The following is a 24,517-nucleotide window of genomic DNA, read 5'->3' as shown; positions in this document are numbered from 1 at the left end:
AACGATGCGAATACTCCAGGTCAGCGCAGAACTCTTTCCCCTCCTCAAGACCGGCGGACTGGCGGACATCGCCGGCGCCCTGCCCCTGGCGCTCACCGCCGCCGGCCAGGACGCGCGCGTGCTGCTGCCGGGCTTCCCGGCCATCGTGGCCGGCGTGCGCGATCTCGCGCCGGTGGCCGCCTTCGAGGCGCCCTGGGGCGAAGGCTTCGGGCTGCGGCTCGGGCACATCGACATCGACGGAACGCCCGGTATCGCGGCCTACGTGATCGACGCGCCGGCGCTCTACGGCCGGCCCGGCAACCCCTACGAGGACGCCTCGCGCCAGCCCTACGGCGACAACCACCGCCGCTTCGCGCTGCTCGGATGGGCGGCCGCGCAGCTGGCGCAGGGCCTCGATCCGCAGTGGCAGCCCGAGGTCGTGCACGCGCACGACTGGCATGCCGCGCTCGCGCCGGCCTACCTGCACTTCGCGCGGCAGTCCGGCGCGCCGCACGTGGGCAGCGTCTTCACCGTGCACAACCTGGCCTACCAGGGCATCTTCGCGCCCTGGCATTTCGCGGAGCTCGGCCTGCCGGGCAGCGCGTTCCAGATGGACGGCCTCGAGTACCACGGCCAGATCTCGTTCATGAAGGGCGGCCTGTACTTCGCCGACCGGCTCACCACCGTGAGCCCGACCTACGCGCTGGAGATCCAGACGCCCGAGCAGGGCTGCGGGCTCGACGGCCTGCTGCGCCAGCGCAGCGCAGCCTTGAGCGGCATCCTCAACGCGGTCGACGACAAGGTCTGGAACCCCGCCGCCGACGCCGCGCTGGTGCAGGGCTACCACACGCCCGAAGGCCGCCACATGGCGGGCAAGGCGCGCTGCAAGTCGGTGCTGCAGCACCAGCTGGGCCTGGCCGAGCGGCCGGACGCGCCGCTCTTCATCGTCGTGAGCCGGCTCACCGAGCAGAAGGGCCTGCACCTGGTGCTCGGCGGGCTCGACGCGCTGCTCGCCCAGGGCGGGCAGCTCGCGCTGCTGGGCAGCGGCGAGGCCTGGCTGGAGGAAGCCTTCCGCCAGCGCGCGGCGGCCGCGCCGCAGTCGGTGGCCGTGACCATCGGCTACAACGAGACGCTGGCCCACCAGATGTTCGGCGCCGGCGACGTGACGCTGGTCCCCTCGCTCTTCGAGCCCTGCGGCCTCACGCAGATGTACGGCCTCAAGTACGGCGCGCTGCCGCTGGTGCGACGCGTCGGCGGGCTGGCCGACACGGTGGTCGACAGCTCGCTGGAAGACCTCGCCAGCGGCGAGGCCACCGGCTTCGTGTTCGACCGCTTCGACGCCGCGGACTACGCCCGCGCGCTGCGCCGCGCCTTCGCGCTCTACGACCGCGGCCCCGACTGGCGCCGCGTGCGCGGCAACGCCATGCGCCGGCCGGCCGACTGGGCCACGGCCGCCGCGCAATACATCGACGTGTACCGGCAAAGCATCAAACAACCCTCTTCCGGGAGTGCCCCATGACGATCAAGGACTTCGCCTACGACCACCCCGACCGCGACGTCGCGGCCTTCAAGCGCGCGGTGGCCAACAAGCTGATCTACGCGGTCGGCAAGGACCCCGTCGCCGCCAGCCAGGACGACTGGCTCAACGCCACCTCGCAGGCGGTGCGCGACCAGCTGGTCGAGCGCTGGATGATGACCACGCGCGCCAACTACGCCCAGGACCTGAAGCGCGTCTACTACCTGTCGATGGAGTTCCTGATCGGGCGCACATTCACCAACGCGCTGCTGGCGGTGGACCTGTACGACACCGTGCGCGAGGCGCTGGCCGACTTCGGCGTGGACATGGCGGCGCTGTCCGAGCGCGAACCCGACGCAGCGCTGGGCAACGGCGGCCTGGGCCGGCTGGCGGCCTGCTTCCTCGACTCGATGGCCACGCTGGGCGTGCCGGGCATGGGCTACGGCATCCGCTACGAGTACGGCATGTTCCGCCAGCGCATCGTCGACGGCCAGCAGGTGGAGACTCCCGACTACTGGCTCACGCGCGGCAACCCGTGGGAGTTCCAGCGGCCCGAGGTGAACTACCGCGTGCGCTTCGGCGGCCACGTGCAGAAGCGCGAGGGCGCCAGCGCCGCATCGGGCGCGGCCGACTGGGTCGACACGCACGACGTGCTGGCGGTGGCCTACGACACCATCATCCCCGGCTACGGCACGCAGGCCACCAACACGCTGCGGCTGTGGTCGGCGCGCGCCACCGAGGAGATCGACCTCTCGGCCTTCAACCGCGGCAACTACATGCAGGCGGTGGAGAGCAAGAACCACTCGGAGAACGTCTCGCGCGTGCTCTACCCCGACGACTCCACGCCTTCGGGCCGCGAGCTGCGCCTGCACCAGGAGTACTTCTTCTGCAGCGCCAGCGTGCAGGACCTGCTGCGCCGCTACCTGCGCAACCACAAGACCTTCGACCAGCTCTCCGAGAAGGTCAGCATCCACCTGAACGACACGCACCCGGTGCTGGCCGTGCCCGAGCTCATGCGCCTCTTGCTCGACGAGCACGGCATGCCGTGGGACGAGGCCTGGGCGCACACGCAGAAGGTGTTCAGCTACACCAATCACACGCTGATGCACGAGGCGCTGGAGACCTGGCCGGTGGAGATGCTCGGGCGCATCCTGCCGCGGCACCTGCAGATCATCTACGACATCAACGCGAGGTTCCTCGCCACGGTGACGCAGAAGGTGGGCAACGACGTGGACCTGATGCGCCGCCTCTCGCTGGTCGACGAGACCGGCGAGCGCCGCGTGCGCATGGCCTACGTGGCGGTGCTCGCGAGCCACTCGGTCAACGGCGTGTCGGGGCTGCACTCGGAGCTGATGAAGCAGTCGATCTTCTCGGACTTCGCGAAGATCTTTCCCGAGCGCTTCAACAACAAGACCAACGGCGTCACGCCCAGGCGCTGGCTGGCGCAGGCCAACCCGCCGCTGGCGGCGCTGCTCGACCAGCGCATCGGCAAGGGCTGGCGGCGCGACCTCTCGCAGCTGGAGGCGCTCAGGCCCATGGCCGCGCAGCCGGCCTTCGTGCGCGCCTTCCGCCACGCCAAGCGCGAGAACAAGCTGCGGCTGGCCAACTGGGTGGAACAGCACCTGAAGATCGACATCGACACCGACGCGATGTTCGACGTGCAGGTCAAGCGCATCCACGAGTACAAGCGGCAGCTGCTCAACGTGCTGCACGTGGTGACGCGCTACCACCGCATCCTCGACGCGCAGGCCGCGGGCGCGCCGATCGACATGGTGCCGCGCGTGGTGGTGTTCGCGGGCAAGGCGGCGTCGGCCTATGCGATGGCCAAGCTGGTCATCAGGCTCATCAACGACGTGGCCGCCACCATCAACGCCGACGCGCGCGTGGGCAAACTGCTGAAGGTGGTGTTCCTGCCGAACTACAGCGTGAGCCTGGCCGAGGTCATCATGCCGGCGGCCGACCTGTCGGAGCAGATCTCCACGGCGGGCACGGAAGCATCGGGCACCGGCAACATGAAGTTCGCGCTCAATGGCGCGCTCACCATCGGCACGCTGGACGGCGCGAACGTCGAGATGCGCGAGAGCGTGGGGCCCGAGAACATCTTCATCTTCGGCAACACCGCGCCCGAGGTGGCCGACATCCGCGCACGCGGCTACCAGCCGCGCGACATCTACGAGGAGAACGCCGAACTCAAGCGCGTGCTCGACACGATCCGCGACGGCGCCTTCTCGCCCGGCGAGCCCTCGCGCTACCAGGGCATCTACGACGCGCTGGTGAACTGGGGCGACCACTACCTGCTGCTGGCCGACTACGCGAGCTACGTGGCGAAGCAGGCGGAGGTCGACGCGCTCTACCGCGATTCGGACGCGTGGACGCGCAAGGCGATCCTCAACGTGGCGGGGATGGGGGTGTTCTCGTCGGACCGCACGATCGCGCAGTACGCGCACGAGATCTGGCGCACGAAGCCTGTGGTACTTGGCTAACCCCCAGGCTTGCCCACTTCGTGTGGCCGCCCCCCTTGCAGGGGGCGACACCTGCGGCCCGGCAAAGCCGGTTCCGCGGTGTCCACGAAAAAAGAGTCAGATCAGCGAGGCAGCTTCTGCGGCGCCGTCTCCGCCTCGGTCACGAAGCCGATGCGGCTGAGCCCCGCCTTGTTCGCGATACCCATCAGCGCCACCACCTTGCCGTAGGGCACGGTCTGGTCGGCGCGCAGTTGCACCTCTGTGTCCTTGCTGTCCGCAGCGGCCTTCTCGAGTTGCTGCGCCAGTTCCTCGTCGGTCACGGCCTTGTCGTTGAGGAAGACCTTGCCCGAGGCGTCGACCGACAGGCTCACGAACTTGGGTGCGTCGTTGGGCTGGCCGGCGTCGGTCTGCGGCAGGTCGAGCTTGATCGAGCTGGCCATCAGCGGCGCTGTGATGATGAAGATCACCAGCAGCACCAGCATCACGTCGACCAGCGGCGTGACGTTGATGTCGGACAGCGGCCGCTGCGCCCCGCCGCCCATGGCGCGTCCGCCGCCGCCGGCGGCGCTGCCCAGTGATGTGCGACCGAAGGCCATGGTGGTGTGCCTCGCCGTGTCGGGCTAGACCGGCATCGGCCGCGCGGGCGGCGGCGCGGCAGGCGCCGGCGCAGCACCGAAGCTGCCCAGCAGGTCGTGCGCGAAGCCTTCGAGCTCGGCCTCGATGCGGCCGATGACGCGACCGAAGACGTTGTAGGCCAGCACGGACGGAATGGCCACGGCGAGGCCGAAGGCCGTCATGATGAGCGCCTCGCCGACCGGGCCCGCCACCTTGTCGATGGTGAAGCCGCCGGTCTGGCCGGCGATGCCCGTCAGCGCGCCGTAGATACCCCAGACCGTGCCCAGCAGCCCCACGAAGGGCGCGGTGGCGCCGACGGTGGCCAGCAGGATCTGCCCCGCCTGCAGCCGGCGCAGCGCACCGTGCAGGGCGTCGCGCAGCACGCGCGTCAGGCGCTGGTTGCGGTCGACCGCGGCACCCAGCGTGCCGGCCGGCTCGCCCGCGGCCACGCTGCGGATGGCGGAGACGGCGGGCGACACCAGCGTGGCGCGGTCGAAGGCCTTGAGCTTGTGCTCGGCGTCGGCCAGCGTGGACGACTGCCAGAACGCCGCGATGCTGCGCAGCACGTCGCGCGTGCCGCCGCGCAGCAGCCATGCCTTCCAGAGGATGATGACCCAGCTCGCGATCGACATCGCGAGCAGCAGCGCGGCCACCGAACGGCTGACGCCGTCACCGTGGGCCAGCAGTTCGAGCACGCTCATCGGCGGTCCTTGGTTGGTGCCGCGCGCTCAGCGAAGACCGAGCACGTCGTACATGTCGAATAGGCCTGCACGCTGGCCGGCCAGGAAGCGCACCGCGCGCAGGCTGCCCTGGGCGTAGGTGGTGCGGCTCGACGACTTGTGGGTGATCTCGATGCGCTCGCCGGTGCCGGCGAACAGCACGGTGTGGTCGCCCACGATGTCGCCGCCGCGGATGGCCGAGAAACCGATGGTGGACGGGTCGCGCTCGCCGGTGATGCCTTCGCGGGCGTACACCGCGCAGTCCTTGAGGTCGCGGCCCAGCGCGTCGGCGATGACCTCGCCCATCTTGAGCGCGGTGCCCGAGGGCGCGTCGACCTTGTGGCGGTGGTGCGCCTCGATGATCTCGATGTCGTAGCCCGTCGCCATGGCCTTGGCCGCCATCTCCAGCAGCTTGAAGGTGACGTTGACGCCCACGCTCATGTTGGGGGCCATCATGATCGCGATGTCCTTCGCGATCTCGGCGATCTCGGCCTTCTGCGCGTCGCTGAAGCCGGTGGTGCCGATCACGGCCTGCACGCCCAGTTCGCGGCAGACCGCGAGGTGCGCGAGCGTGCCTTCGGGGCGGGTGAAGTCGATGAGCACCTGCGCGTCCTTCAGGCCGGCGCGCAGGTCGGACACGATGGACACGCCGCTGTCGAAGCCCAGGAAGGCACCGGCATCGGTGCCGAGCGCCGGGCTGCCGGCGATGTCGAGGGCGCCGGCCAGACGCATGTCGGGCGCGTTGCGCACGGCCTCGATCAGCATGTGGCCCATGCGGCCCGAAGCCCCGGCGATGGCGACGCGGCGCGGCTCGGAGGCGGAATTGGTGGCGGGGGTGGAGGTGGATTCGGTCACGCGGATTCAGTCAGTCTTCGAGGATTTTCGAAACGGCCCGAGGCGGTGAGGAACGGCCGGGGAACATCGATCGACACGAACGAAACCGACCGGCCCGGCGGCACCGCCCGCTGCCGCCGATGACCCTGGCGCGCTCAGCGCGTCGCTTCGAGCGGGGGGTAGGCGGCCGGCAGCGGCGGCAGCGAAGCCGACGCGGAAGCCTTGTCGGCATCGGCTTTCTTCTCGCCGTCCTTGGGCGCGTATTTCTTGAGGTCGTCTTCCGAGGCCTCGAGCGTGGGCACCTTGCCGGATTTCTTGCGGGTGTCGAGCGTGGCGACGAACTCTTCCTCGCTGGGCATCTCGTCGCCCTCGAAGCGGTCGAGCAGCTCGCCGTTGAAGAACACCGTGAGGTGGCGCTCCTGCGGGTCGACGCCCTGGCGGCGGATGGTGAAGACGTAGTCCCAGCGGTTGGCGTGGAAGACGTCGTTCAGCAGCGAGGTCCCGAGGATTTCCCGCACCTGCTGGCGGGACATTCCTGGCTTGAGCGCCGCGACCTGTTCCTTCGACACGAAATTGCCCTGAACCACCTCGACTTTGTAGGGGGTTACGGCAGCCAGCGCGCCACGCGTGCGCTCGGTGAAACCGCTGCAGGCACCGAGGCCGAGCGTCGCCGCGACGGCGGCAGCCAGCAGCCAGGGCCGGCGTTGGAAGATGGCAGGCATGGGAGGAAAAGGGGTAGCGATATGATCGGCCATTGTAGCGGCTGGCCTTTTCGGGGCCTTTCGCCGCGGCCCCGCCAGGGGCGCAGGAACCACCATGGCCAACATCGACGAACTCAAGAACACCGGCCTCAAGGCCACCCTGCCGCGCCTGAAGATCCTGGAGATCTTCCAGACCGGCAGCCAGCGGCACATGACGGCGGAAGACGTGTTCCGCGTGCTGCTGAACGAACATTCCGACATCGGGCTGGCCACCGTCTACCGGGTGCTGACGCAGTTCGAGCAGGCCGGCATCCTGGAGCGCAGCCACTTCGAGAGCGGCAAGGCGGTCTACGAACTGAACGAAGGCACGCACCACGACCACCTGATCTGCACCTCCTGCGGCAAGGTCGAGGAGTTCTACGACGCCGAGATCGAGCGCCGCCAGCAGATGATCGCCAAGGACAAGGGCTGGATCCTGCAGGACCATGCCATGTCGCTTTACGGCTTGTGCGGGGACTGCGCGAAGAAACGTTGACCCCCCGGCTTTTCACTTCGCTTCGCTGCGTGTAACTCCACCCCCGAGGGGGAGGCGCGGTCCGCCTTGGGGCGGCCCGGCGGCGGCCGCATTCCCTGGTCATTCAATCCCCGTCGCGGGAGTTCTCCATCGCCTTGTGGTGCCGCGCCACGAAGTCGGCATACGTGTCGATGCCGCGCAGCTGCAGGATCGAATTGCGCACCGCGGCCTCCACCAGCACCGCGATGTTGCGCCCTGCCACCACCTGGATGATGACCTTGCGCACCGGGATGCCCAGCACGTCCTGCGTGAGCGGCGCCGAGGGCATGCGCTCGTAGTCGCGCTCGAAGCTGTCGCGCCGCACGAGGTGCACGATGAGCTTGAGCCGCATCTTCCGGCGCACCGCCGTCTCGCCGAAGATCGCGCGGATGTCCAGCAGGCCGATGCCGCGCACCTCCAGCAGATTCAGCAGCAGGTCGGGGCAGCGGCCCTCGATGGTGTTCTGGTTGATGCGGTAGAGGTCGACCGCGTCGTCGGCGACCAGGCCGTTGCCGCGCGAGATCAGCTCCAGCCCGAGCTCGCTCTTGCCCAGGCCCGATTCGCCCGTGATCATCACGCCCATGCCCAGGATGTCCATGAACACGCCGTGCATCGATGTGCGCTCGGCGAAATGCTTGGACAGGTAGGCGCGCAGCAGGTCGATCACGAAGGCCGACGACTCGCGCGTGGCAAAGAGCGGCAGCTGGGCGCGCTCGCAGATCGAAAGCAGTTCGTCGGGTGCGGCCTGGCCGTCGGCCAGCACCAGCATCGGCGGCTCCAGCGTGACGATTCGTGCGATGCGCCGGGCGCAGTCTTCCTCGCTGCCGCGCGTCAGGTAGGCCACCTCGCGAGCGCCGAGGATCTGCACGCGGTACGGGTGGATGTAGTTGAGGTAGCCGACGAGGTCGGCGGCCGACTGCGCGCGGCTGATGACCTCCGCATCGAACTGGCGCTCCGACGCCCCGAGCCCCGCGAGCCATTCCCAGCGGAGCGAGCCACGGAACTCCTCGAACATGGCGTCGGCGCTGATGACGGTCGGCTTCATGCGGTCAGGAAGTGGCGCTCACGCACCTGGGTTGGGAGCAGGCCAGAATACCGCGGAACCGGCTTTGCCGGGCCGCTGGTATCGCCCCGGAAGGGGAAGGCGTGCGCGACGCGAAGTGCGCGAAGCCTGGGGGCGAACACCGTTACGCGACCTGGGTGGACTGCCAGCCGGCGATCAGGTCGTGCAGGGCCGTGGCGTCGGTGCTGGACTTGATCTGCTCGCGCAGGCTGGCGTCGCTCAGCAGCTCGGCGATTTCGGAGAGGATTTCGAGATGCTTCTGCGTGGCCGCTTCGGGCACCAGCAGGAAGATCAGCAATGCGACGGGTTGCTCGTCGGGGGCGTCGAAGCCGATGGGATTGGCCAGCTGGAACACAGCGGCCATCGGCGACTTGAGGCCCTTGATGCGGCCATGCGGAATGGCGACGCCGTGGCCCAGACCGGTGGAGCCGAGGCGCTCGCGCGCAAACAGGCTGTCGGTGATGAGGGCACGGCCCAGACCGTGAAGGCTTTCGAACAGCAGGCCGGCTTCTTCGAAAGCACGTTTCTTGCTGGTAGCGTCAACGCTCACAAGCACTTGAGCGGGCGGCAGGATGGACGCGAGGCGATTCATGGTGGGTGCAGAGCGGGGGCGATTATGCACCCGCTTGGTAAAAACCCCCAGTCCCCCTATTTACTTTCTGTCTACACGTTGCCTGAAGGGCCCTCGGCCCTCTCTGGACGGCTGCCAAAAACCCTAGCTCCGTAGTCGGGAAAAAGAAAAAGGCCGCCCCTGGGCGGCCTTCGCTGCAAGCCCATCGGGCCCGGGCTCTTTCTTACATCAAGCGCTTGGGCGCAGCGTGATGGTGGTCCTGCAGGCGGTCCTTGTGGCGCACCACCTGGCGGTCGAGCTTGTCGACCAGTTCATCGACCGCAGCGTAGAGATCAGCGTGGCTCGACTCCGCGAACATGTCATTGCCCTTGACGTGGATGTTGCACTCCGCCCTTTGGCGGCGTTCCTTTTCCTTCTGCTTTTCCACCGTGAGGATCACCTTCACATCGACCACCTGGTCGAAATGTCGGATGACCCGGTCCAGCTTGCTCGTGACGTAGGTGCGCAAGGCAGGTGTGACGTCGAGGTGATGACCGCTGATCGTCAAATTCATGAATGACCTCCTGGAATTGACGGTTGGGGAAATGGCCGCACCGCGGAATGCGGCTTGGCCGGCGAAACGAAAACGGGAGTTCTCTCTGGGGGTCTTGAGAAAGAAAAAGAGGGGGGTGGGAAGAGGGGGAAAGAGGGAAGGTCGATTCACTATGCCCAAGCTGTCACGGTATTGCAATACCTGAGTTGCCCGGGGTTTTGCCGCCTCGCGAACGGCCTCTCGGACGCTAGCGAATCGATAGCTGCGGGCACGCACAGGGCAGGCGATGCCGCAGTTCGAAACAAGTGTTTTCAGAGCTGGCCAGCCGGTGACCCTGCCGGCGAAAGGGCCTGCGCGTGCCTCGCCTTCTCAGCGCCAGGCGGCTCGCATCCTGTTGCGCAGGTCGATCACCGAGCTGGGCGGCGGCACGGCCGGCGGGCGCTCCGGCGGAGGCGGCCATGTCTGCTGCTCGAAGCCTTCCAGGTCGGCATCGGCGATGAAGCGCGTGCGGTTGGCATACAGGTGCCGGTCGCCGCGCGCCGCCTGCTGCGTGACGTGGAAGCGCTGCGGCACCAGCAGGTGCAGGTGGTCGCGCGCCCGGGTCATCGCCACGTAGAGCAGGCGTCGTTCCTCTTCCAGTTCGTGCGCGCTCTGGGCCACGTCGGCCGGCAGGCAGCCGTCGACCACGTTGAGCACGTGCACCGAATTCCATTCCTGCCCCTTGGCCGAATGGATGGTGGAGAGGATCAGGTAGTCCTCGTCGAGCAGCGGCGGCCCCGGCCGGTCGCTCGTGGCCTCGGGTGGATCGAGCGTGAGCTCGGTGAGGAATCGTTCGCGCGAGCCGTATCCGGCCGCGAGCCGCGCGAGCTGCTCCACGTCGGCGCGCCGCACGCCGGAGGTGTCCTCGTACAGCCGCTCCAGGTGCGGCAGGTACCAGTCCATCGCGAGCTCGACGTCGGCGGGCCACTTCAGCGCCGGCGCGCGCAGGGCCTCGTAGGCCTTCGCGAAATCGGCCCATTGCGCACGATCGGCGGAAGGCGGCACGAACTCGCGCACCACGCGGGCCGGATCGGACGCCTGCTCCATCGCGTCGAGCAGGCGCGCGCTCGTGGCGGGGCCGATGCCCGGGATGAGCTGCGTCACGCGGAAACCCGCCATGCGGCCGCGCGGGTTCTGCGCGAATCGCAGCACCGCGAGCAGGTCCTTCACATGCGAGGCTTCCAGAAACTTCAGGCCGCCGAACTTCACGAACGGGATGTTGCGCCGCGCCAGCTCCAGTTCGAGCGCAGCGCTGTGAGACGAGGTGCGGAACAGCACCGCCTGCGACTTCAGCGCCAGCCCGCCCTCGCGGTGCGCCAGCACCTTGTCGGCCACCCAGCGCGCCTGCCCCGCCTCGTCGGGCACGAGCACCAGCAGCGGCTTGCCGGCAGAGGGCTTGTCGGTCCACAGCGTCTTGGCATGCCGCTCGGCGGCCTGCGCGATGACGCGGTTCGACACGTCGAGGATCGGTTGCGTCGAGCGGTAGTTGCGCTCCAGCGTGACCACGCGCGCGGGCTGCGTGAACTGCGAGGGAAAGTCGAGGATGTTGCGCACCGTGGCGCCGCGGAAGGAGTAGATCGACTGCGCGTCGTCGCCCACCACGGTCACGCCCCGCCCGTCGGGCTTGAGCGCCAGCAGGATCGCCGCCTGCAGCAGGTTGGTGTCCTGGTACTCGTCGACCAGCACGTGGTCGAAGCGCGCGCCGATGTGCGCGGCCAGTGAAGGCTCGGCCGCCATCTCGGCCCAGTAGAGCAGCAGGTCGTCGTAGTCGAGCACGTTCTGCCGCTGCTTGGCCTCGACATACGCGCCGAACAGCTTCTTCAGCTCGGCCTCCCATTCGCCGCACCATGGAAAGGCTTCCTTCAGCACATCGGCCAGCGGCGCGCGGGTGTTCACGCAGCGCGAGTAGATCGACAGGCAGGTGCCCTTGCGCGGGAAGCGGTTGACGGTGGAGGAAAGCCCCAGCTCGTGGCGCACCAGCCCCATCAGGTCTTCGGCGTCGCCGCGGTCGTGGATGGTGAAGTTCTCGTCGAGGCCGATCTGCGGCGCGTACTCGCGCAGCAGCCGAGCACCGATGCCGTGGAAGGTGCCGGCCCACGGCAGCGTGGGCGGGGCATCGGACTTCAGTCCGAGCACCTGCGCCAGCACCCGGCCGGCGCGGCGCTCCATCTCCTGTGCGGCACGGCGCGAGAAGGTCAGCAGCAGCAGGCGCTGCGGATCGACGCCGCCGGCGATGAGGGTTGCGACGCGGTGCGCCAGCGTGCTGGTCTTGCCCGAGCCGGCACCGGCGATGACGAGCAGCGGCCGCTCGTCCAGGCCGGCGGTGGCCGCGCTCACGCCGTGCTCGACCGCCGCACGCTGCGCCTCGTTGAGCGAGGCCAGCACCTGCGCCAGGCGCTCTGCCTGGCTCCTGGGCGCAGCGGAAGGAACGGGAAGCGCAGTGCTCTGCATGCCTGCGACTTTACTGTATGCCCGTCCAGTCCGGCCGCCTTGCCGACATATGGCCGGTGACATAATCGCGCCTCGCTGCAACCCGGAGATTTTTCCAATGGAAACCGACCCGTCTCGGCAGCTTTCAACTCCCTTTCACTGACGCCTTTCTTCGCGCCTTTCGCGCACGTCGGGCAGGGAATTGAAAGCGCCCCTCCCTCGCCCATCGTCCAGTCCGTCATTCCAGGGAGTGAGCCCCATGCTCAACATCTTCACGCTCGCCAACGGCCGCCTCGTACAGGAAGAAATCGAGGCCCTCGAAGAGCTCTCCAGGTTCCAGCCGATCTGGGTCGACCTCGAGTCGCCCACGCTCGAGGAAAAGCGCTGGATCAAGCAGTACTACGGCCTGTCCATCCCCGAGGACGCAATGGACGAGGACATCGAGGAATCGGCGCGCTTCTACGAGGAAGACAACGGCGAGCTACACATCCGCTCCGACTTCCTGATCGACGACGACGAAGCCCCGCGCGCGGTGCGCGTGGCCTTCATCCTCAACCAGCACAACACCGACCTGCGCAGCCGCGGCGTGCTGTTCTCGATCCATGACGAGGACGTGCCCGTGTTCCGCCTGCTGCGCATGCGCGCGCGCCGCGCGCCGGGGCTGATCGAGGACGCCAAGGAAGTCATGCTCAAGCTCTTCGACGCCGACGCCGAATACTCGGCCGACTCGCTGGAGAACATCTACGACGAGCTCGAGGCGGCGAGCAGGAAGGTGCTGTCGGGCAACGTCAGCGACGAGCTGGCCGGCGAGGTGCTCGGCGCCATCGCGCGGCAGGAAGACCTGAACGGGCGCATCCGCCGCAACGTGATGGACACGCGCCGCGCCGTCAGCTTCATGATGCGCAGCAAGATGCTCAACGCCGAGCAGTTCGAGGAAGCGCGCCAGATCCTGCGCGACATCGAGTCGCTGGACAACCACACGGCCTTCCTCTTCGACAAGATCAACTTCCTGATGGATGCGACCGTCGGTTTCATCAACATCAACCAGAACAAGACCATCAAGATCTTCTCGGTGGCCAGCGTGGCGCTGCTGCCGCCGACGCTGATCGCCAGCATCTACGGCATGAACTTCAAGTTCATGCCCGAGCTCGACTGGGCCATGGGCTACCCCTACGCCATCGTGCTGATGGCGGCGAGCGCGCTGGTGCCGATGTGGTACTTCCGCCGGCGCGGCTGGCTCAAGTAGCGGCCTGCCGACGGGCGCTCGCGGGGCGCCCGGTGCTAGAGTGGCTTTCGGCCCGAGCGCCGACTGGAGAGCCACCTTGCGCAGAATCCGCTTCCTCACCCACCGCCACCGCGCACCCTCGACCAACACCGCGCTGGGCCTGCTGCTGGCCTTCAATGCCGGCGCCATCAACGCAGGCGGCTTCCTCGTGCTGCACATGTACACCTCGCACATGACGGGCTTCGCCTCGCAGCTGGCCGACGGCATGGTGCTGGGCAACGTCAAGCTGCTGCTGAACGCGCTGGGCGCGATCCTCGCCTTCCTGACCGGCGCGGCCGTGTGCGCGGTGCTCGTGAACTGGGGCCGCCAGCACCGCATGCACGGCGTGTACGCGCTGCCGCTGATGCTCGAGGCGGCGCTGATGTTTCCCTTCGGTCTCATGGGCGCCATCACGCTGACCTGGGCGACGCCCTTCGCGGTGCCGCTCACCGTGCTGCTGCTGTCGTTCATCATGGGGCTGCAGAACGCGGTGGCCTCCAAGACCTCGGGCGGCAGCATCCGCACCACGCACATGACCGGCAACATCACCGACATGGGCATCGAGATCGGCAAGATGCTCTACTGGAACCGCCGCTCGAAGTCGCAGCAGGACCATCCCCTGCCCGTGCGGCACGACCGCAGCCGCATGCGCCGCGCGGGTGGGCTGGTCGGCATGTTCGTGCTCGGCGGCGCCGCGGGCGCGCTGGGCTTCAAGTACGTGGGCTTCGTCTGCGTGGTGCCGCTGGCGGCGCTGCTGCTGGCTCTGTCGATCCCGCCGCTGCTGCGCGACATCCCGCGCCGCCGCACGCCTTCTCTCGGCTGAATTCAGCCAAGTTCGGCCGGCAGCGAAGCCAGCCACGCATCGACGAGCGCGAGGCTGTAGCGGCTCGCCACCGCAGCGACGAAGCGCGAGAAGTCGCCGTGCGCGGCATCGTCGGCGCGGTCCGAGATCGTGCGCATCGCCGCGAAGGGCACGCCGTAGTCGTGGCACACCTGCGCGACCGAGGCGCCCTCCATCTCCACCGCGAGCGCATCGGGCAAGGCGCGCTGAAGCGCCGCGCTCTCGGCCGTGGTCGACACGAACCTGTCGCCGCTCACCAGCAGGCCGCGATGCACCTTCGGCGAACGAAGGCCGAATTCGTCGACGGCCTGCTGCCCCACCAGCGCCACCGGATCGCGCAGCGTCTGCCGCGCGACCTCCGCCAGCGCATCGCCGATGGCCGCGTCGGCAGCGAAGCGCGACAGCCCCATCAGCGGCACTTCGTACTTCGGGAAGATCGGCGAGGCGTCGAGGTCGTGCTGCAGCAGCTGCGTCGCGACCACCACGTCTCCCACGTCCACGCCCGGCGCCAGTCCGCCCGCGACGCCGGTGAACACGATGGCCCGCGCGCCGAAGCGCTCCAGCAGCACCGTGGCCGTGATCGCCGCCGCGACCTTGCCGATGCGCGACAGCACCGCGACCACCGGCCGGCCATGCAGATGGCCTACCCAGAAGTCGCGGCCCGCGACTCGCACGCGCTGCTCGTCGGGCATCAGCGCGAGAAGCGCGCCCAGCTCCTCGTGCATCGCTGCGACGATGGCGATGGGCGCTGGCGACAGGGTGCTCACGGTATTTCTCTTTCCAGGAACACCGAGGAACCGGCTTCGCCGGGCCTCTGGTGTTGCTCCCTGCAAGGGGGTTGGCGCAGCGACACGAAGTGCGCGAAGCCTGGGGGTTTACTTGATATCCACGCCGTAGAAGGTGTGGCGGCCGAAGGGGCTCAGCTTGAAGTCGACCACCTCCTTGCGCACCGGCTTCAGCTGCACCGCATGCGCGATGGTGAACCACGGCGCCTGCTCCTTGAAGATCAGCTGGGCCTTCTTGTAGAGCGCGTCGCGTTCGGACTGCTTGGTCGCGCTCTTGGCCTTCAGCACCAGGTCTTCGTACGGCTGGTAGCAGAACTTCGAGATGTTGCTGCCGCTGGCCGACTTGGCAGAAGCGCAGCCCAGCAGCGTGTAGAGGAAGTTGTCCGGATCGCCGTTGTCGCCGGTCCAGCCCAGCATGCCCATCTGGTGCTCGCCGGCCTGCAGGCGCTTGCGGTACTCGCCCCACTCGAAGCTCTTGATCTCGGCCTTGACGTTGATCTTGGCGAGGTCGGCCTGCATCAGCTCGGCGATGCGCTTGGCGTTGGGGTTGTAGGGGCGCTGCACCGGCATGGCCCACAGGTCGGTGGAGAAGCCGTCGGGGAAGCCGGCCTGTGCCAGCAGCTTCTTCGCGGCCTCGGGGTCGTACGGATCGTCCTTCACCGCATCGTTGTAGGACCACATGGTCGGCGGGATCGGGTTCTTCGCGGCCACGCCGGTCGAGAGGTACACGCCGTCGATGATGGCCTTCTTGTTGATCGCCATGTTGATGGCCTTGCGCACGCGCACGTCGTCGAAGGGCTTCTTCGTCGTGTTGTACGAGAGGTAGCCCACGTTCAGGCCGGGCTGCTCCAGCACCTGCACGTTCGGGTCCTTGCGGATCGCGTCGAGGTCGGCCGGGTTCGGGTACGGCATGACGTGGCACTCGCCCTTCTGCAGCTTGGCCCAGCGCACCGAGGCGTCGGGCGTGATCGCGAACACGAGATCGTCGATCTTGGCCTTGCCGCCCCAGTACTGCGGGAAGGCCTTGAAGCGGATGATCGCGTCCTTCTGGTACTGCACCAGGTAGAAGGGACCGGTGCCGATCGGGTCCTGGTCGACCTTCTCGGGCGTGCCGGCCTTCAGCATCGCGATGGCGTATTCCTTCGACTGGATACCCGCGTACTGCATCGCCAGGTTCGCGAGGAACGGCGCCTCGGCCTGGTTGAGCGTGATCTTCACCGTGTAGTCGTCGATACGGTCGACCGACTTCAGCAGCTTGGGCATGCCCATGTCGTTGAAGTAGGAGTGGTTCTGGCTCGTGACCTTGAAGAAGGGGTCGCTCTCCTTCCACTGGCGCTCGATCATGAAGATGAAGTCGTCGGCGTTGAAGTCGCGCGTGGGCTTGAAGCTCTTGCTGGTGGTGTGCCACTTCACGCCCTTGCGCAGGTGGAAGGTGTAGACGGTGCCGTCGGGCGAGATGTCCCATTTCTCGGCGAGGCCGGGCACGACCTTGGTGCCGCCGCGCTCGAACTCGACGATGGTGTTGTAGACCTGCGTGGTCACGTCGAACGAGGTGCCGGTGGTGTTCATGCCAGGATAGAAATTCTCGGGGCTGCCCTCCGAGCAATACACCAGCGTCTTGGCAGACACCGCACCGCAGGCCAGGGTAAGGGCTGCAAGCGCTGTCGGTGCCAGGAGCGCCAGGCTTCGTGAGCGGCGCGAAACGGTGGGCTGGGTCTTCATGTGGACTCCTTGATACACGGTTGAAGGAACTGCGAGAACGGGAAACACAACGGAACCCGAAGGAACGCTAGGGATTCGCCGCCACGGCGGCGGCGGGCGGAACGTCGGCGCGCACGAGCGGGGCGCCTTCGAGGAACTTCTCCGCGTAGTGGCAGGCCACCTGCCGCTCGTCGAGCGCGCGCAGCAGCGGCCGCTCTTCGCGGCAGCGCTGCTGCACGTGCGGACAGCGCGTGCTGAACACGCAGCCCGAAGGCGGGTTCAGCGGCGAAGGCAGCTCGCCCTTGAGCACGATGCGCTGGCTGCTGAGCCCCGGCGTGGAGGCCAGCAGCGCCTGCGTGTACGGATGCAGCGGCCGCGCGAAGATGCGCGACTTCGGGCCCTGCTCCACCGCATGGCCGAGGTACATCACGAGCACGTCGTGCGCGATGTGCCGCACCACGCCCAGGTCGTGCGAAATGAAGAGGTAGGCCAGCCCCAGTTCGGCCTGCAGGTCGGCCAGCAGGTTCAGCACCTGCGCCTGGATCGACACGTCGAGCGCCGACACCGGCTCGTCGGCCACCAGCAGGCGCGGGCTCAGCATCAGCGCGCGTGCGATGGCGATGCGCTGGCGCTGGCCGCCGGAGAACATGTGCGGATAGCGGTTGGCGTACTCGGGCCGCAGGCCCACGCGCGCGAGCATGTCGCGCGCCTTGGCCGCGCGCTCCTGCCTGCCGAGACTGGTGTTGATGGCCAGCGGGTCCTCCAGCACCGTCGCGATCTTCTTGCGCGGGTTGAGCGAGCCGTACGGGTTCTGGAACACCAGCTGCACGGCCTGGCGCAGCTCGCGCTTGCGCTCGGCCGGTGTGTCGACCGCGTCGGCGCCGACCAGGGTGAGCCGGCCCGCCGTCGGCTTCTCGATCAGCGCGACCATGCGCGCCAGCGTCGACTTGCCGCAGCCCGATTCGCCCACCACCGCCAGCGTGCGGCCGCGCTCGATGCGAAAGGAGATGTCGCCCACCGCGCGCAGCTGCGAGGGCGCACGGAACAACCCGCGGCGGATGTCGTAGGTGCGCTGGAGGTTCTTCGCCTCGACCACCACTTCGCCGGATGCGCTTGCCGATGCCTCGCTCATGCCGCGGCCTCCACCGCTCGGTGCTTCGGCGGATCGCTCGCGATGGCTTGCGGGCGGCCCGGATCGCCGAGCGGAAAGTGGCAGCGCACCTCGGCGCCGTGCGACTCGCGCAGCGCCGGACGCACCTGGCAGGCGCGCTCGGTGACGTAGCTGCAGCGCGGCGCGAACAGGCAGCCCGCGGGCCGGTCGTGCACGCCGGGCACCACGCCGCTGATGGTGGCAAGACGGCCCTCGGGGGCGGCACGCTCGGGCAGTGCCGCCAGCAGCGCCTCGGTGTAGGGATGCTGCGGCTGGGCGAAGAGCCGGTCGACGCGCTGGTGCTCCATCACCTGGCCCGCATACATCACGGCGATGCGCTGCGCCATTTCGCTGACCACGCCCATGTTGTGCGTGATGAGCACGAGCGCCATGCCGCGCTCCTTCTGCAGGTCGCGCAGCAGGTCGAGGATCTGCGCCTGGATGGTCACGTCGAGCGCCGTGGTCGGCTCGTCGGCGATCAGGAGGCGCGGATTGCAGGCGATGGCCATCGCGATCATCACGCGCTGGTTCATGCCGCCGGAAAGCTGGTGCGGGAAGCTGCCCAGGCGCGACGACGCGGCCGGAATGCCGACCTGCTCGAGCAGCTCGGTCGCGCGCTTCTTCGCTTCGCGCTTGTCGAGCTTCAGGTGCAGTCGCAGCGTCTCCATCAGCTGGAAGCCGATGGTGAAGCAGGGGTTGAGGCTGGTGGTCGGCTCCTGGAAGATCATCGCGACCTCCTTGCCGACCAGCGCGCGGCGCGCCTTGTCGGAAATGCCGAGCAGGTCGTTGCCCGCGAAGCGCATGTGCTGCGCACGCACGCGGCCCGGGAAGCCGACGAGCCCCATCAGCGCCATCATCGTGACGCTCTTGCCCGAGCCCGATTCGCCGACGATGCCGAGCACCTCGCCTTCCTCGAGGCTGAGGCTCACGCCGTCGACCGCATGAAGCACGCCGCCCTGCGTAGGGAACTCGACGTGCAGGTCCTTTATTTCCAACAGGGGCATCTCAGTGACTCCGGCCCGAAAGGAATCTTCCAGGAACACCGCGGAACCGGCTTTGCCGGGCCGCCGGTGTCGCCCCCCGCAAGGGGGTTGGAGGCCACACGAAGTGGGCAAGCCTGGGGGTGTGCTTCATGCTAGCGTTTCAGTTTCGGGTCGAGCGCATCGCGCAGTCCGTCGCCCAGGAGGTTGAATGCGAGCACGGCAGCGAGGATGGCCATGCCGGGGAATGTGACGACCCACCACGCGCGCAGCACGAACTCGCGCGCGTCGGCCAGCATGGTTCCCCATTCGGGCGACGGCGGCTGCGCGCCGAGGCCGAGGAAGCCGAGTGCCGCCGCGTCGAGGATGGCGGTGGAGATGCCGAGCGAGGCCTGCACGATCAGCGGCGCGGCGCAGTTGGGCAGCACCTCGCGGAACATCAGCCGCAGCGTGCCGGCACCGCTCACGCGCGCTGCGGTGACGTAGTCGCGCGAGACCTCGGCGATGACGGCCGCGCGCGTGATGCGCACGTAGTGCGGCAGCACCACGATGGCCACCGCGAGCATCGCGTTGACGAGGCCCGGCCCGAGGATCGCGACGATCACGATGGCCAGCAGCAGGCTGGGCAGCGTGAGCACGATGTCCATCAGCCGCATGATCGCGATCTCGAGCACGCCGCGGAAGAAGCCCGCGACGAGACCTAGCACGATGCCGACGACCACCGACAGCGCCACCACCGCGACGCCGATCGACAGCGACAGGCGCGCGCCGTACATGAGCCGCGAAAGAATGTCGCGGCCGATGGCGTCGGTGCCCAGCAGGTAGCTCATCGAGCCGCCCTGCTGCCACGCGGGCGGCTGCAGGAAGGCGGCGCTGTTGGTCTCGTTGGGCGCATGCGGCGCGATCCACGGCGCGAGCAGCGCGACCAGCAGCAGCACGACGATGGTGGCGAGCCCGATGACCGCGCCCCGGTTGGCCGAGAAGGCCGTCCAGAATTCGCGCCAGGGGCCGGGAGGTGCGGTGCTCTTGCTCGCACCGTCGGAAACGGTGATTTGCGTGGTTGTCGCCATGGGGAAGCTCAGCGCCTGATCCGCGGGTTGATGACGCCGTACGCCACGTCCACGAGAAGGTTGACCAGCATCACGATGCCGCCGAGCAGCAGCATGCCGCCCTGCAGCACCGGGTAATCGCGCCGGCCGATGGCCTCGATGAGCCACTTGCCGACGCCGGGCCAGGAGAAGATCGTCTCGGTAAGGATCGCGCCCGTGAACAGCACGCCCACCTGCAGGCCGATGACTGTCACCACCGGAATGAGCGCGTTGCGCAGCGCATGCAGCCCCACCACGCGAAAGCGCGACAGGCCCTTGGCGCGCGCGGTGCGGATGTAGTCCTCGCCCAGCACCTCGAGCATGGCCGAGCGCGTCATGCGCGCGATGACCGCGAGCGGCACCGTGCCAAGCACCACGGCCGGCAGCACGAGGTGGTGCAGTGCCGACCAGAAGGCGTCGGCATCGCCAGCGCGCAATGCGTCGATCAGCAGGAAGCCGGTGTCGGGCTCCACGTAGTACTGCACCGCGATGCGGCCCGACACGGGCGTCCACCCGAGCTGCACCGAGAAGAACAGGATGAGCAGCAGCCCCCACCAGAAGATCGGCATCGAGTAGCCGGTGAGCGAGGTCGCCATCACGCCGTGGTCGAAGATGGAGTTGCGCCGCACCGCCGCGAGGATGCCCGCGGGCAGCCCGAGCAGCAGCGCGAAGAGGATGGCGCACACCGCGAGCTCGACCGTGGCCGGGAAGAGCGAGAGGAACTCGCTCATCACCGTGTCCTGCGTGATGAGCGACTTGCCGAGGTCGCCGTGCAGCACGCGGGCGATGTAGATGCCGTACTGCACGATCACCGGCTTGTCGAAGCCGTAGGCGGTGCGCAGCTCGGCGTGGCGCGCGGGGTCGATCCCGCGCTCGCCGGCCATGGTCTCGATGGGGTCACCCGGCACCAGCCGGATGAGGAAGAAGGCGAGCAGTGTCATGCCGAAGAAGGTCGGCACCAACAGACTCAAACGGGTAAAGACAAACCTGAGCATCGACCCGCGAATATGCAAGATCGATGCCTCGGCCCCACCCGGGCCGAACCCTTACTTCAGCGCACGCTTGCGCACTTACTTCTTGGCGTCGCGCAGCTCGCGGCGAAGGATCTTTCCGACCGGCGTCTTCGGCATGTCGGTACGAAACTCTACGATGCGCGGCTGCTTGTAACCCGTAAGGTTTGCTCTGCAGTATTCGCGCACCTGAGCCTCCGTGAGCGAAGGGTCTTTCTTGACGATGACGAGCTTCACTGCCTCGCCGGTCTTGTCGTCAGGCACGCCGACCGCTGCGCATTCGAGCACGCCCGGAATGAGTGCGACAACGTCCTCGACCTCGTTCGGATACACGTTGAAGCCCGACACCAGGATCATGTCCTTCTTGCGGTCGACCACCTTGAAGTAGCCGCGCTCGTCGACCACGCCGATGTCGCCGCTCTTGAAGTAGCCGTCGGCCGTCATGACCTTGGCGGTCTCGTCGGGGCGCTGCCAGTAGCCGGCCATCACCTGCGGGCCCTTGATGGCGATCTCGCCGCGCTCGCCCGCGGGCACCTCGTTGCCTTCGTCGTCGAGCAGCTTGAGCCAGGTGCTCGGCAGCGGCAGGCCGATGGTGCCGGTGTAGGCGGTGCTGTTGGTCGGGTTGCAGGTGGCCGAGGGCGAGGTCTCGGAGAGGCCGTAGCCCTCGCAGATCGGGCAGCCCGTCTTCTCGAGCCAGAGCTTCGCCACCGCGGCCTGCACCGCCATGCCGCCACCCACCGAGACCTTGAGGTTCTTCCAGTTGACGGTGTTGAAGTCGGGGTGGTTCGCGAGCCCGTTGAACAGCGTGTTGACGGCCGGGAAGCTGTGGATCGTGTGCTTCGACAGCTCCTTCAGCACGCCGGGGATGTCGCGCGGATTCGGGATCAGGATCAGCTTGCCGCCCGTGCGCATGCTCAGCATCATGCCGACCGTGAACGCGAAGATGTGATACAGCGGCAGCGCGCACACGCCCGTGGGCTGCTCGTTGGCAGGCACCTTGTTCATGACCGGCTCGTTCCACGCCTCGGACTGCAGCACGTTGGCGATCACGTTGCGGTGCAGGAGCACGGCGCCCTTCGACACGCCGGTGGTGCCGCCGGTGTACTGCAGCACCGCCACGTCGTCGGGCCCGATGGCCGCGGGCTTGAACGAGGCACCCGCGCCCTTGTCGAGCGCGTCGTTGAAGCGCACCGCGCCCGGCAGGCTGAAGGTGGGCACCATCTTCTTGACGTTGCGCACCACGTAGTTGACGAGCGCGCCCTTGAGGAAGCCGAGGCGGTCGCCCATGGAAGCCAGCACGATGTGCTTGACCGGCGTGCTCGCGATGCATTGCTGCAGCGTGGTGCCGAAGTTCTCCATGATGACGATGGCCTTCGCGCCCGAGTCCTTGAGCTGGTGCTCCAGCTCGCGCGGCGTGTACAGCGGATTGACGTTGACCAGGATCAGGCCCGCGCGCAGGATGCCCGCCACCGCGATCGGGTACTGCGGGCAGTTGGGCATCATCACCGCGACGCGGTCGCCCTTGGCGAGGCCCAGGCCCTGCAGGTAGCCGGCGAACGACTTGCTCTGCCTGTCGGTCTCGCCGTAGCTGATGTCCTTGCCCATGAAGCTGTAGGCCGTGCGGTCGGCATACTTCGTGAAGCTCTCCTCCATGAGCGCGACCAGCGAGGGGTAGTGCGAGGCATCGATATCGGCGGGCACGCCCTGCGGATAGCTGCTGAGCCAGGGACGATCGGTCATTGGATTTGTCTCCTCCGGGAGTCGGACTGTTGAAAACGAAAACGGCGCACGAAGTGGCGCCGCGAAGAACTCGTCCGCTGCGCGGACGGGGACCTTCGGCCTATTCGATGGCCTTGACCATATCTTCCACTACTTTTTTAGCATCGCCAAAGACCATCATCGTCTTGTCCATGTAGAACAGCTCGTTGTCCAGGCCGGCGTAGCCCGCGGCCATGGAGCGCTTGTTCACGATGACGGTCTTGGCCTTGTAGGCCTCCAGGATCGGCATGCCGTAGATCGGGCTGCCCTTGGTGTGCGCGGCCGGGTTCACCACGTCGTTGGCGCCCAGGATGATCGCCACGTCGGCTTGGCCGAACTCGCCGTTGATGTCCTCCATCTCGAACACCTGGTCGTAGGGCACCTCGGCCTCGGCCAGCAGCACGTTCATGTGGCCGGGCATGCGGCCGGCTACCGGGTGGATGGCGTACTTCACGGTGATGCCCTTCTCGGTGAGCTTCTGCGCAAGCTCCTTCACCGCGTGCTGGGCACGGGCGACGGCCAGGCCGTAGCCCGGCACGATCACCACCGTCTCGGCATTGCCGAGCACGAAGGCCGCGTCGTCGGCGCTGCCGCTCTTCACCGGGCGCTGCTCCTTCGCGCCGCCCGTAGCCGCGGCCGCCTCGCCGCCGAAGCCGCCCAGGATCACGTTGAAGAACGAGCGGTTCATGGCCTTGCACATGATGTAGCTCAGGATCGCGCCCGAGGAACCCACCAGCGAGCCGGCCACGATCAGCATCGCGTTGTTCAGGCTGAAGCCAATGCCCGCGGCTGCCCAGCCCGAGTAGCTGTTGAGCATCGATACCACCACCGGCATGTCCGCGCCGCCGATCGGGATGATGATGAGCACGCCCATCACGAAGGCCAGCGCCAGCATCGCGAAGAAGGCCGTCCAGCTCTCGGTGAACACGAACACCAGCCCCAGGCCGATGGTCGCCAGGCCCAGCACGAGGTTGAGCATGTGCTGGCCGGAGAACTGCACCGGCGCGCCCTGGAACAGGCGGAACCTGTACTTGCCCGAGAGCTTGCCGAAGGCGATGACCGAGCCGCTGAAGGTGATGGCGCCGATGGCCGCGCCCAGGAACAGCTCCAGCCGGTTGCCGGGGGGAATCGCGTAGCGCACGAAGCCGTCGAGAATGACGGCGCCATCCGGCGTCTGCGCGCCGATGAGCGCAGCGGCAGGCGCGGCGGTGATGCCGAAGGCCCATGGCTCGGCCACCGCGGCCACCGCGATGAACACCGCCGCCAGGCCGATCATGCTGTGCATGAACGCCACCAACTCGGGCATCTTGGTCATCTCGACCTTGTTGGCCATGTAGGCGCCCAGGCCGCCGCCGACGACGACCGCGGCCAGCACCCAGGCGATGCCGGTGCCGAAGTCGACGTTGAGCGAGCGCGTCAGCCCGTGGATCAGCGCGACGGTGGTCAGCACGGCGATCGCCATGCCGGTCATGCCGAAGATGTTGCCGCGGATGGAGGTGGTGGGATGGCTCAGGCCCTTGAGGGCCTGGATGAAGCAGACGCTGGCGACGAGGTACAGCAGCGTGACGAGGTTCATGCTCACTTGGCGGCTCCCTCTTCAGCCTTCGGTGCGGCCTTCCTGTCCTTCTTCTTGAACATCTCCAGCATCCGCCGCGTGACGAGGAAGCCGCCGAAGACGTTCACCGCGGCCAGCGCCACGGCCAGAACGCCCATGGTCTTGCCCAGCGGCGTGGTGGTGAGCGCGGCTGCCAGCATGGCGCCCACGATCACGATGGCCGAGACGGCATTGGTCACGGCCATCAGCGGCGTGTGCAGCGCCGGCGTGACGGTCCACACGACGTGGTAGCCGACGTAGATCGCCAGCACGAAGATGATCAGGTTGATGACGGTGTGAGAGACGATGTCCATGTTCTTCTCCTCGACGGG

At 67.8% G+C, this 24,517-nt stretch carries 22 protein-coding genes; 5 read left to right on the top strand and 17 right to left on the bottom strand.

Annotated elements, in window-relative coordinates; all coding sequences use genetic code 11:
- The first annotated feature begins 4 nt into the window (after window positions 1-4).
- Window positions 5-1,498 (top strand): glycogen synthase GlgA, encoded by a 1,494-nt coding sequence (gene glgA, locus G369_RS0118860; RefSeq protein ID WP_019655582.1) that lies wholly within the window; start codon window positions 5-7, stop codon window positions 1,496-1,498.
- A complete protein-coding gene (locus G369_RS0118855; protein ID WP_019655581.1) occupies window positions 1,495-3,978 on the top strand; it encodes a glycogen/starch/alpha-glucan phosphorylase in 2,484 nt (827 codons plus the stop codon). Before glgA ends, G369_RS0118855 begins: the two co-directional genes overlap by 4 nt.
- 101 nt (window positions 3,979-4,079) lie before the next feature.
- On the opposite strand, the gene G369_RS0118850 is transcribed toward G369_RS0118855, so the two are convergent.
- The 4 genes from G369_RS0118850 to G369_RS0118835 form a co-directional block, all read right to left on the bottom strand.
- Entirely contained in the window at window positions 4,080-4,553 is a 474-nt protein-coding gene (locus tag G369_RS0118850; RefSeq protein WP_019655580.1) for an ExbD/TolR family protein, read from the bottom strand.
- A gap of 24 nt (window positions 4,554-4,577) precedes the next feature.
- Window positions 4,578-5,273, bottom strand: coding sequence for a MotA/TolQ/ExbB proton channel family protein (locus G369_RS0118845; protein WP_019655579.1), 696 nt, complete (start codon window positions 5,271-5,273; stop codon window positions 4,578-4,580).
- Window positions 5,274-5,300: 27 nt separating this feature from the next.
- The gene (gene dapB, locus G369_RS0118840; RefSeq protein ID WP_019655578.1) at window positions 5,301-6,146 is read right to left on the bottom strand and encodes a 4-hydroxy-tetrahydrodipicolinate reductase; all 846 of its coding nucleotides are present in this window, start codon (window positions 6,144-6,146) and stop codon (window positions 5,301-5,303) included.
- A 134-nt stretch (window positions 6,147-6,280) separates the two neighbouring features.
- Window positions 6,281-6,847 (bottom strand): outer membrane protein assembly factor BamE, encoded by a 567-nt coding sequence (locus G369_RS0118835; RefSeq protein WP_019655577.1) that lies wholly within the window; start codon window positions 6,845-6,847, stop codon window positions 6,281-6,283.
- Window positions 6,848-6,941: 94 nt separating this feature from the next.
- Between G369_RS0118835 and fur the strand changes: the two genes are divergently transcribed.
- A complete protein-coding gene (gene fur / locus G369_RS0118830; RefSeq protein ID WP_019655576.1) occupies window positions 6,942-7,361 on the top strand; it encodes a ferric iron uptake transcriptional regulator in 420 nt (139 codons plus the stop codon).
- A gap of 103 nt (window positions 7,362-7,464) precedes the next feature.
- On the opposite strand, the gene hprK is transcribed toward fur, so the two are convergent.
- The 4 genes from hprK to G369_RS0118810 all read right to left on the bottom strand — a co-directional run bounded on the left by hprK (window position 7,465) and on the right by G369_RS0118810 (window position 12,035).
- Window positions 7,465-8,424: an HPr(Ser) kinase/phosphatase gene (gene hprK / locus G369_RS0118825; protein ID WP_019655575.1), complete on the bottom strand. Its 960-nt coding sequence runs from the start codon at window positions 8,422-8,424 to the stop codon at window positions 7,465-7,467.
- Between the two features lie 142 nt (window positions 8,425-8,566).
- On the bottom strand, window positions 8,567-9,034 hold the full coding sequence (locus G369_RS0118820) for a PTS sugar transporter subunit IIA (RefSeq protein WP_019655574.1): 468 nt from the start codon (window positions 9,032-9,034) through the stop codon (window positions 8,567-8,569).
- A 202-nt stretch (window positions 9,035-9,236) separates the two neighbouring features.
- Window positions 9,237-9,566 (bottom strand): ribosome hibernation-promoting factor, HPF/YfiA family, encoded by a 330-nt coding sequence (gene hpf, locus G369_RS0118815; RefSeq protein ID WP_019655573.1) that lies wholly within the window; start codon window positions 9,564-9,566, stop codon window positions 9,237-9,239.
- Between the two features lie 348 nt (window positions 9,567-9,914).
- Complete coding sequence (locus G369_RS0118810) at window positions 9,915-12,035, bottom strand: ATP-dependent helicase (RefSeq protein ID WP_019655572.1); 2,121 nt, start codon at window positions 12,033-12,035, stop codon at window positions 9,915-9,917.
- A gap of 238 nt (window positions 12,036-12,273) precedes the next feature.
- Between G369_RS0118810 and corA the strand changes: the two genes are divergently transcribed.
- Together corA and G369_RS0118800 are read left to right on the top strand one after the other, a co-directional pair.
- Window positions 12,274-13,260, top strand: a complete 987-nt coding sequence (gene corA / locus G369_RS0118805; RefSeq protein WP_019655571.1) for a magnesium/cobalt transporter CorA — start codon at window positions 12,274-12,276, stop codon at window positions 13,258-13,260.
- A gap of 76 nt (window positions 13,261-13,336) precedes the next feature.
- The gene (locus G369_RS0118800) at window positions 13,337-14,101 is read left to right on the top strand and encodes a YoaK family protein (protein WP_019655570.1); all 765 of its coding nucleotides are present in this window, start codon (window positions 13,337-13,339) and stop codon (window positions 14,099-14,101) included.
- A 2-nt stretch (window positions 14,102-14,103) separates the two neighbouring features.
- Here G369_RS0118800 and G369_RS0118795 read toward each other — a convergent pair whose 3' ends face one another.
- The 9 genes from G369_RS0118795 to G369_RS0118755 all read right to left on the bottom strand — a co-directional run bounded on the left by G369_RS0118795 (window position 14,104) and on the right by G369_RS0118755 (window position 24,499).
- Window positions 14,104-14,844 carry a 5'-methylthioadenosine/adenosylhomocysteine nucleosidase gene (locus G369_RS0118795; protein WP_038115267.1) on the bottom strand — a complete coding sequence of 247 codons (741 nt, stop codon included), beginning with the start codon at window positions 14,842-14,844 and terminating at the stop codon, window positions 14,104-14,106.
- A gap of 150 nt (window positions 14,845-14,994) precedes the next feature.
- Complete coding sequence (locus tag G369_RS0118790; RefSeq protein WP_019655568.1) at window positions 14,995-16,626, bottom strand: ABC transporter substrate-binding protein; 1,632 nt, start codon at window positions 16,624-16,626, stop codon at window positions 14,995-14,997.
- A gap of 67 nt (window positions 16,627-16,693) precedes the next feature.
- Window positions 16,694-17,737: a dipeptide ABC transporter ATP-binding protein gene (locus tag G369_RS0118785; protein ID WP_019655567.1), complete on the bottom strand. Its 1,044-nt coding sequence runs from the start codon at window positions 17,735-17,737 to the stop codon at window positions 16,694-16,696.
- The gene (locus tag G369_RS0118780; RefSeq protein ID WP_019655566.1) at window positions 17,734-18,759 is read right to left on the bottom strand and encodes an ABC transporter ATP-binding protein; all 1,026 of its coding nucleotides are present in this window, start codon (window positions 18,757-18,759) and stop codon (window positions 17,734-17,736) included. The genes G369_RS0118785 and G369_RS0118780 overlap by 4 nt, the downstream gene beginning before the upstream one ends.
- Window positions 18,760-18,890: 131 nt before the next feature.
- The gene (locus tag G369_RS0118775; protein ID WP_019655565.1) at window positions 18,891-19,805 is read right to left on the bottom strand and encodes an ABC transporter permease subunit; all 915 of its coding nucleotides are present in this window, start codon (window positions 19,803-19,805) and stop codon (window positions 18,891-18,893) included.
- Window positions 19,806-19,813: 8 nt separating this feature from the next.
- Window positions 19,814-20,818, bottom strand: a complete 1,005-nt coding sequence (locus tag G369_RS0118770) for an ABC transporter permease subunit (RefSeq protein WP_019655564.1) — start codon at window positions 20,816-20,818, stop codon at window positions 19,814-19,816.
- A 75-nt stretch (window positions 20,819-20,893) separates the two neighbouring features.
- Window positions 20,894-22,573 carry a long-chain-fatty-acid--CoA ligase gene (locus G369_RS0118765; protein ID WP_019655563.1) on the bottom strand — a complete coding sequence of 560 codons (1,680 nt, stop codon included), beginning with the start codon at window positions 22,571-22,573 and terminating at the stop codon, window positions 20,894-20,896.
- 100 nt (window positions 22,574-22,673) lie between these two features.
- A complete protein-coding gene (locus G369_RS0118760; protein ID WP_020723162.1) occupies window positions 22,674-24,173 on the bottom strand; it encodes an NAD(P)(+) transhydrogenase (Re/Si-specific) subunit beta in 1,500 nt (499 codons plus the stop codon).
- Complete coding sequence (locus G369_RS0118755) at window positions 24,170-24,499, bottom strand: NAD(P) transhydrogenase subunit alpha part 2 (protein ID WP_019655561.1); 330 nt, start codon at window positions 24,497-24,499, stop codon at window positions 24,170-24,172. The genes G369_RS0118760 and G369_RS0118755 overlap by 4 nt, the downstream gene beginning before the upstream one ends.
- Window positions 24,500-24,517: the final 18 nt, after the last annotated feature.

This window comes from Variovorax atrisoli 110B (genome assembly GCF_000382045.1).
Lineage (GTDB): Bacteria > Pseudomonadota > Gammaproteobacteria > Burkholderiales > Burkholderiaceae_C > Variovorax > Variovorax atrisoli.
This window is presented reverse-complemented; position numbering and strand designations above follow the sequence as displayed.

Coding starts and splice junctions, on each gene's coding strand:
- hprK (WP_019655575.1), bottom strand. CDS start 8,424: ATGAAGCCGACCGTCATCAGCGCCGACGCCATGTTCGAGGAGTTCCGT.
- G369_RS0118855 (WP_019655581.1), top strand. CDS start 1,495: ATGACGATCAAGGACTTCGCCTACGACCACCCCGACCGCGACGTCGCG.
- G369_RS0118755 (WP_019655561.1), bottom strand. CDS start 24,499: ATGGACATCGTCTCTCACACCGTCATCAACCTGATCATCTTCGTGCTG.
- fur (WP_019655576.1), top strand. CDS start 6,942: ATGGCCAACATCGACGAACTCAAGAACACCGGCCTCAAGGCCACCCTG.
- G369_RS0118850 (WP_019655580.1), bottom strand. CDS start 4,553: ATGGCCTTCGGTCGCACATCACTGGGCAGCGCCGCCGGCGGCGGCGGA.
- G369_RS0118795 (WP_038115267.1), bottom strand. CDS start 14,844: ATGCACGAGGAGCTGGGCGCGCTTCTCGCGCTGATGCCCGACGAGCAG.
- hpf (WP_019655573.1), bottom strand. CDS start 9,566: ATGAATTTGACGATCAGCGGTCATCACCTCGACGTCACACCTGCCTTG.
- G369_RS0118835 (WP_019655577.1), bottom strand. CDS start 6,847: ATGCCTGCCATCTTCCAACGCCGGCCCTGGCTGCTGGCTGCCGCCGTC.
- G369_RS0118770 (WP_019655564.1), bottom strand. CDS start 20,818: ATGCTCAGGTTTGTCTTTACCCGTTTGAGTCTGTTGGTGCCGACCTTC.
- glgA (WP_019655582.1), top strand. CDS start 5: ATGCGAATACTCCAGGTCAGCGCAGAACTCTTTCCCCTCCTCAAGACC.
- G369_RS0118775 (WP_019655565.1), bottom strand. CDS start 19,805: ATGGCGACAACCACGCAAATCACCGTTTCCGACGGTGCGAGCAAGAGC.
- G369_RS0118780 (WP_019655566.1), bottom strand. CDS start 18,759: ATGCCCCTGTTGGAAATAAAGGACCTGCACGTCGAGTTCCCTACGCAG.
- G369_RS0118765 (WP_019655563.1), bottom strand. CDS start 22,573: ATGACCGATCGTCCCTGGCTCAGCAGCTATCCGCAGGGCGTGCCCGCC.
- G369_RS0118785 (WP_019655567.1), bottom strand. CDS start 17,737: ATGAGCGAGGCATCGGCAAGCGCATCCGGCGAAGTGGTGGTCGAGGCG.
- G369_RS0118845 (WP_019655579.1), bottom strand. CDS start 5,273: ATGAGCGTGCTCGAACTGCTGGCCCACGGTGACGGCGTCAGCCGTTCG.
- corA (WP_019655571.1), top strand. CDS start 12,274: ATGCTCAACATCTTCACGCTCGCCAACGGCCGCCTCGTACAGGAAGAA.
- G369_RS0118810 (WP_019655572.1), bottom strand. CDS start 12,035: ATGCAGAGCACTGCGCTTCCCGTTCCTTCCGCTGCGCCCAGGAGCCAG.
- G369_RS0118820 (WP_019655574.1), bottom strand. CDS start 9,034: ATGAATCGCCTCGCGTCCATCCTGCCGCCCGCTCAAGTGCTTGTGAGC.
- G369_RS0118790 (WP_019655568.1), bottom strand. CDS start 16,626: ATGAAGACCCAGCCCACCGTTTCGCGCCGCTCACGAAGCCTGGCGCTC.